General features: G+C 65.3%; 5 protein-coding genes. 3 read left to right on the plus strand and 2 right to left on the minus strand.

The window, feature by feature from the left end; all coding sequences use genetic code 11:
* The coding region (locus C1720_RS12405) for a PoNe immunity protein domain-containing protein (RefSeq protein WP_146007060.1) at window positions 1-276 on the plus strand (276 nt) is incomplete at its 5' end.
* A 104-nt stretch (window positions 277-380) separates the two neighbouring features.
* Here C1720_RS12405 and C1720_RS12410 read toward each other — a convergent pair.
* Together C1720_RS12410 and C1720_RS12415 are read right to left on the minus strand one after the other, a co-directional pair.
* Complete coding sequence (locus tag C1720_RS12410) at window positions 381-1832, minus strand: phosphomannomutase/phosphoglucomutase (protein ID WP_102284409.1); 1452 nt, start codon at window positions 1830-1832, stop codon at window positions 381-383.
* A 448-nt stretch (window positions 1833-2280) separates the two neighbouring features.
* Window positions 2281-4281: a TonB-dependent copper receptor gene (locus tag C1720_RS12415; protein WP_199171012.1), complete on the minus strand. Its 2001-nt coding sequence runs from the start codon at window positions 4279-4281 to the stop codon at window positions 2281-2283.
* Window positions 4282-4694: 413 nt separating this feature from the next.
* On the opposite strand from C1720_RS12415, the gene dapA reads away from it, so the two are divergent.
* Both dapA and bamC read left to right on the plus strand, forming a co-directional pair.
* Window positions 4695-5582, plus strand: a complete 888-nt coding sequence (gene dapA / locus C1720_RS12420; protein ID WP_050716136.1) for a 4-hydroxy-tetrahydrodipicolinate synthase — start codon at window positions 4695-4697, stop codon at window positions 5580-5582.
* Window positions 5583-5664: 82 nt separating this feature from the next.
* Window positions 5665-6789: an NlpB/DapX family lipoprotein gene (gene bamC, locus C1720_RS12425; RefSeq protein WP_233199979.1), complete on the plus strand. Its 1125-nt coding sequence runs from the start codon at window positions 5665-5667 to the stop codon at window positions 6787-6789.
* The last annotated feature ends 747 nt before the right edge of the window (window positions 6790-7536 follow it).

Consider the following 7536-nt stretch of genomic DNA (forward strand, 5'->3'; position numbering starts at 1 on the left):
TTTCCGAAGGTCTATGCGCCGCTGCTGGAAGTCTGGCGCTCGGCGGCTGATCAGCGTGAAGCGCGGTTGCGGGAATACGCCGCCAGCTGGAAAAAGAAAATCTCGCCCATTTACTGGTCCAACAGTCTGAAAGGGGCCGAGGGCGCTTATTTTGGCTACTGGTGTTTTGATATTGCCCTGGCGGTCATGCTGCTGGATATTCCAGACGCGGTCTTGAGAAAAAGCGCGTATTACCCGGCTGATTGGGTGGATGCGGCGCAGCAGGCCGCGCCTTGATTGCATCAGGCGCGAGGGAGAAAGAAATGCCACCGTATTGGAAATAACCTGGAAATACCGCCGCATTCATCCGGCTTTTTGCGGCAGTCAGGTTTCAGGCAGCTTCAATGTCCTTCGCCTGCGTTGGCATCGGGTTTGACGCGGTGCAGCAGCGCGAGCATGGCGGCGCGGATGCGTTCCAGCGCTTGCGGGGTTTGGCCTTCAAAACGCAGCACGAGCATGGGGGTGGTGTTGCTGGCGCGGATGAGGCCGAAACCGTCGGGCCAGTCCACGCGCAGGCCGTCAATGGTGCTGATGCGCGCGGGGGCGGCGAAGGCGGCGGGGGCCAGTTGTTGCAGCTCGGCGGCCAGGCGGTGCGGCTCGCCTTCGGCGCAGCGCACGTTCAGCTCGGGCGTGCTGTGGCTGCTGGGCAGGGCGTTGAGCACGGCACTGGGGTTGACGTGGCGGCTGAGGATTTCAAGCAGGCGGCAGGCGGCGTAGGTGCCGTCGTCAAAGCCGTACCAGCGCTCTTTGAAGAAGATGTGGCCGCTCATTTCGCCGCCCAGCGGGGCGTTCAGCTCTTTCATGCGGGCCTTGATGAGCGAGTGGCCGGTTTGGTGCATCACCGGCACGCCGCCCGCCGCTTCGATGGCCGGGGCCAGGCGCTGGCTGCATTTCACGTCGAACACGATGTGCCTGCCGGGCGCGCGGGTGAGCACGTCTTGCGCAAAGAGCATGAGCTGCCGGTCAGGGAAGATGGTTTGCCCGTCCTGGGTGACGATGCCCAGGCGGTCGCCGTCGCCGTCAAAGGCCAGGCCCAGCTCGGCATCGGTTTCTTGCAGGACGCGGAGGAGGTCGCGCAGGTTTTCGGGCTTGCTGGGGTCGGGGTGGTGGTTGGGAAAGCGGCCATCCACGTCGGTGAACAGCTCGATGACTTCGCAGCCGATGGCGCGCAGGATGCCGGGGGCCGATGCGCCGGCGACGCCGTTGCCGCAGTCCACCACGATTTTCAAGGGGCGCGTCATGGCTTGCTTGATCTGGCACAGCCCGGCGCTTGCGCTTTGGCCTGATGTGACAGCCGGGCGCGCCAGGTGAATGTCGCCCACGATGCGCTCGCGGTAGGCGGGCAGCACGTCATGCTGGCGCACGCTGCCGCCTTTTTGAAGCTGCCAGCTTTCTTCTTCCATGATGCGGCGCAGCTGCTGGATTTCTTCGCCGTAAATGGCGCGGCCCGCCAGCATCATCTTGAAGCCGTTGTCATCGCGCGGGTTGTGGCTGCCCGTGACTTGGATGCCGCTTTGGCACAGCGTGCTGGCGGCAAAGTAGAGCATGGGCGTGGTGCACATGCCGATGTCGATGACTTCGACGCCCGCTTCCGCCAGCCCGCGCGTGAGCGCGGCGGCCAGCGCGGGGCCGGAAAGCCGCCCGTCGCGCCCCACGGCAACCACGCGCTGGCCTTGCGCGATGGCATGCGTGCCAAAGGCGCGGCCCAGTGCCAGCGCCACGCTTTCGTTCAGGGTGGCGGGCGTGGTGCCGCGTATGTCGTAAGCCTTGAAGATGGAGGGGGTGATTTGCATGGGCGGCGATTGTAGGAATGGGGGTAGCAGCGAGAGGAGCGGTGCAGGGCGGGCGCGCAGGCCATTCGCCAGCGGCGCGGCCGGGGCGCGGCAAGGCGTGAGCCTTGCTCTTCGCGTTGCCATGCCGCAAGGGGCTGGCAATGATTGCTTTCGCTCCTTGTTTTATAGCGTTAGGTCCTAGTGAAACTTGCGCTGGATGGGTTTTTAGGTGCCTCTAATTCGCTCTTTTTTTTGATGATAAACGGGCCTGCGGCGGCCGGGGCGCAGGCCTTGCGGATGGCGCGGGCGCATGAAAAAAGCAGGCCGCGAAGCCTGCTTTTCAAAAGCCAGGTTACACAGCCTGGCTGCAAGGGCGGGAAAGCGGTTTGAGATGGTCCGCGTTGCCCGCGCTGGCGTGTTTTCCGGCCCGCTTTTGCGTCTTCTGCGCCTTTTGCGGCCAGCCGAAGGTTCAGAACTGCGCTTGCACGCGCAGCCAGAACTGGCGGCCCGGTTCGTTCACGCGCATGGTGCGCACGCCCAGGGCGGGGTCGATGTGGGAGCCGGGGCGGCTGATGGATTCGGCGTAGGTTTTGTCAAACACGTTGTCCACGCCTGCTTGCAGGGTGACGTTGCGGTTGATGCGCCAGCCGCCGTTGATGGAAAACACGCCAAAGCCGGGGGTGGGGCCGAGGTCTTGCCCAATGATGTTGCCCTGCCCGATGGCGTAGCGGTTTTGCTTGGCGGCCACGCGCCAGAGCGCGCCGGCGCTCCAGACGCCGTTGTCCCAGTTCAGCGATGTCTTCAGCTCCAGCGGCGGGGTCTGGCCCAGCGGGCGGTGGTCGCTGCGGTTGGTGCCACGGGTGTAGGCCAGGCTGGCGCCGGCTTCCAGCGTGGGCAGCAGGCGCCACTTCACTTCGGCTTCGCCGCCGTAGCGGCGCGCGTCGATGTTGCGGGCCGCTGCCGCGCCGGGGTTGGTATCGACCAGGATGAAGTCTTTGACGCTGCTGGCAAAAAGCGACACGGACGCCTGCACGCCGCCCTGGCGGTAGATCACGCCAGCGTCAATCTGGCGGTTTTTCTCGGGCTTGAGGGTGCTGCTGCGGTTGCGCTCCCAGAAGTCAGGCGAGCGCTCGGCCAGGCCCAGGCCCGCGTACCAGGTGGCGCTACCAAAAACCTGCTCCCAGCGGCCAAAGGCGGAGGTGAGCTTGTAGGTCTGGTTTTTCGTGGGGCTGGCGGCGGGCTGGCGTTCAAAGACGGCGCGCACGCGGTCGTGCCGCAGGCCGGCCACGAGTTTTTGCTCGGGCGTGCGCTTCCAGGCGGCCTCGGCAAACGCGCCCGCCTGGCGGAAGCTTTGCGTGGGCATGAAGGGTTTGGCCAGGTAATCGGCGCCCATGCGCGCGCGGTGCCGGTCGCGGCTCCAGTCCAGCCCGGCCTGCACGTTCAGGTTGCCCCATTCCAGGGTGCTTTTGAAATGGGCGGTGCGCACGGTGCGCTTGGGGTTGTTCAGCCGCTGGCCCATCATGCGATTGACGGGGCGCATGCTGAAGTTGTCCATCACGTGGTCGATGGTGCCGCTGCCAAAGCGCAGCTCGGCTTCCTTGAACCAGGGGGTGATGTTCTGGTGCACGCCCTGCACGCTCCAGGCGTCGCGGTCGAACTTGGGGCCGTCCATCATGCGGTCGGCATAGGCGGCTTCGCCCCGGCTGCGCTCGTAGGTGACGCTCAGGCGCGTGTCGCGCGTGGGCATGAGGCCCGCTTGCAGCATCTGGCTGTTGCGCTTGAAGTGGGAATTGACTTCCTGCCCGCTGCCGTCTTTGTAGTTGTCGGATTTGTTGTGCGTGGCGTTGGCGCGCACGAAGAACATGCGGCCGGTGATGGTGGCGTCGCCAAAGAGATCAAAGCGGCCAAAGCTGCCCGCCGTGGCGGCGGCATTGACTTCGGCGCGCGTGGTTTCGCTGGGCGTGGGCGGCTGGCGCACGAAGCGCACGCCGCCGGCCACCAGCCCCATGCCCTGGGTGACGCTTTGCGGGCCTTTGGTGATGATGACTTCGTCAAACGCCGCCGGGAAGATGTAGGCCGTGGGCGGATCCATGCGGTTGCCGCAGCCGCCGTAGATGAACATGTCATCAGCCAGCACGTTCAGGCGCGAGCCGCCCAGGCCGCGCAGCAGCGGATCGCCCGAGCTGCCGCCTTTGCGGATGACGTTCAGCCCCGGCGTGCCCTTGAGCAAGCTGGCGCCGTCGTTGGCGGGCAGCGGCTGCAAAGCGGCCTTGGGGTCGATGCGCACGGCATCCGGCTGGCGGGGCACTGTGCCGGTGACCACCACCGTGCCCAGCGCGGGCGCGTCGGCTTGCGCACGCTTTTGCTTTTCAGCCTGCGGGGCGTCCGCAGCCCAGGCCGCGCTGACGGCCAGCGCCAGCGGCAGCACGGCCCACGGCGCAACAAGTGAATGACGAATGCGGTACTTCATCGCATATTTCCTTCGTGTACATAAAACAAGACCCCTGTATCAAAAATTGTATGAAGACGTTTATCGGGCAGACGGGCACAGCCCTTGACTTTGGTCAAAGGCGGGAACTCTGGGCAGGCGGCAAGCGCGAGACGGCAAGCGCACAGGCGGGGCGAAATTCCAGGCCGTCTGCCGCCCGGCGCGGCTCAAGCGCGGGGCGTGCCTTCCGGCGGCATGCGAATCAAAAGAAGGAGCAAATTGAAGGGGAAGAAAACGGCATTTGCGCACATTCCACTAGGACATCATGCTATGGATACAGGAGCTAAAAAAGCGCCTTTGCAGAGCAGCGGCCCGCCAGAGAGCGGCGCAAGCGCCCGGGCCGGTTTCTCTAGAATGCCCGCTTTCGCTTTTCAGGCCCTGGCCGAGATAGAGACATGAAACCCATCCAAGGCAGCATCGTGGCGCTGGTCACGCCCATGCATGAAGACGGCAGCGTTGATTTCGCTGCGCTGCGCAAGCTGATTGACTGGCACGTGGCCGAAGGCACGGACTGCATCAGCGTGGTCGGCACCACGGGCGAGTCGCCCACGGTCACCGTGGACGAACAAAAGGAAATCATCCGCGTGACGGTCGAGCACGTGGCGGGCCGCGTGCCCGTCATGGCCGGCTGCGGGGCCAACTCCACCGCCGAGGCCATCACCCTGGCCCGCTACGCGCGCGAAGTGGGCGCCAACTGCCAGCTGCAAGTCGTGCCTTACTACAACAAGCCCACGCAAGAAGGCATCTACGCGCACTTTCGCGCCATTGCCGACGTGACGGGCGGCGATCTGCCCGTGCTGCTCTACAACGTGCCGGGCCGCACCGTGGCCGATTTGCAGCACGAAACCGTGCTGCGGCTGGCGCAGGTGCCGGGCATCATCGGCATCAAGGAAGCCACCGGCAACATCGACCGGGCGCAGTGGCTCATCCGCGAAGCGCCCGCAGGCTTTGGCGTCTATTCGGGCGACGACCCCACCGCCGTGGCGCTGATGCTCTGCGGCGGCCAGGGCAACGTGAGCGTCACGGCCAACGTGGCCCCGCGCCTGATGCACGAGCTGTGCATGGCCGCCATCGCGGGCGACGCGAAAGGGGCCATGCAGCTGCAACGCCGCCTCATGCCCCTGCACCGCAACCTGTTTGTGGAAGCCAACCCCATTCCCGTCAAATGGGCCTTGTCGCGCCTGGGCCGCTGCGGCGGCGCCTTGCGCCTGCCCCTCACCCCTTTGACGCCCGCCAGCCAGGCCAAGGTAGAGCAGGCCCTCAAAGACAGCGGACTGCTTTGAAAGCAGACCCCAGGCAAAGGCCCTCCATCCATTTAACGCCAGCTTCGCGCTGGCCCTTTTTTGCCTTGAAGGAATTCGCACAGTGAAGCATGCAAAACACATCCGCGTGGCCGCGCTGGCCGCCGCCGCCCTGGCCTTGAGCGCCTGCTCGGTGCTGGAGTCGGACAAGATTGACTACAAAAGCGCGGGCAAAGGCGTCTCGCTGGAAGTGCCGCCCGATCTGACGCAGCTGACAGACGCCTCCCGCTACGCCGCGCCCGACGGCGCCGTCACCGCCAGCAGCTACCAGGCCGGCCAGCACGCCGCGCGCGCCGCCGGCACGCCCGCCGCCACCGAGCAAGTGGCCGACGTGCAATACCACCGCAACGGCAATGAACGCTGGATCAGCGTGGGCCGCCCCGCCAGCGAGCTGTGGCAGCCCGTGCGCCAGTTCTGGCAAGACAACGGCTTTTTGCTCACCATCGACCAGCCCGAACTCGGCATCATGGAAACCGACTGGGCCGAAAACCGCGCCAAACTGCCGCAAGACATCATCCGCTCCACCATCGGCAAGGTATTCGACAGCCTCTACTCCACCGGCGAGCGCGACCGCTTCCGCACCCGCATGGAGCGCAACGCCAGCGGCGGCACCGACATTTACGTGACCCACCGGGGCATGGAAGAGGTTTACAACAGCAGCCACAAAGACAGCACCGTCTGGCAGCCCCGCGCCAGCGACGTGGAGCTGGAAACCGAATTCCTGCGCCGCCTCATGCTCCGCCTGGGCGCCACGCAAGAGCAGGCGCAGGCCGCCAAAGCCGCCGCCCAGGCGCAAGAAGCGCAGGCCGCCAGCAGCGGCCCGGCCCTGGCCGCGCTCACCCAGGCGGGCGGCCAGCCCGTCATCCAGGTGGGCGAGAACTTCGACCGCGCCTGGCGCGCCATCGGCCTGGCGCTCGACCGTGCGGGCTTCACCGTGGAAGACCGCGACCGCAGCAAAGGCGCCTACTACGTGCGCTACGCCGAGCCTGACGCGCCCCGCCCCAAACAAGGCTGGCTGGACCGCATCCTCAACCGCTCCGCCGCCGCCATTCCCACCACCCAATACCAGCTCATCATTCAGGAGCAGGGCGGCAGCAGCTTCGTACGCGCCTTAAGCGAAAGCGGCGCGCCGCTGGACGCAGCCACGGCGGAAAAACTGCTGAAACTGATCGCTGCCGAAACCCGCTAAGCCCCGACGCGCGCAACCCAAAGCGCGCCGCCGGAAACCCAAAACCGCAGCCGGACACAAGCGCCGCCTGCGGTTTTGGTTTTTTCAGTGCTTGTTCAACACCTGGCTGTGAGGAGCCAATGCGCGCCAGGGCAGCTTGATTCGCCGCCCTCATGGCCAGACTGTGAGCGGGTATCGAGAGCTTCAAAAGCAATCACTTTTAGCTCCCGAATCCATAGCAATAGGTCCTAGTGGATATTGCGCGGAGTGGCATTTTTGCCTGCTTGAATTTGCTCCTGTTTCTGACGCCTTGCAAGCAGAGGGCCGCGCTGCGCTTTGGCCCCTAGGCCAGACCGTGAGCAGGCACCCGGGGCAGGTTTGTGCTTGAAGCCGGGAAAACGGGCCATGGATTGAACCAAACGGCGGCCCAGCTTCTCCGGGCGCGTTTGGCACGGACGAGCGCTTGCATGCAGCGGCCCGCCATTTACGGCGGCGGCAGCAAACCGGCTTATGGCGCTTTTCACACTGCGACATATACGTGACAATGCGTGTCCATTCGTAGCCATAGGAGAAATGCCATGTCCATCCCCCTGCTTGCGCAACGCTTGATCGCTCTGGCCGCTGCGGCCAGCCTGGCCGCCTGCTTGAAGCCGGGAAAACGGGCCATGGATTGAACCAAACGGCGGCCCAGCTTCTCCGGGCGCGTTTGGCACGGACGAGCGCTTGCATGCAGCGGCCCGCCATTTACGGCGGCGGCAGCAAACCGGC

The sequence above is a fragment of the Ottowia massiliensis genome (assembly GCF_900240305.1).
Classification (GTDB): domain Bacteria; phylum Pseudomonadota; class Gammaproteobacteria; order Burkholderiales; family Burkholderiaceae_C; genus Ottowia; species Ottowia massiliensis.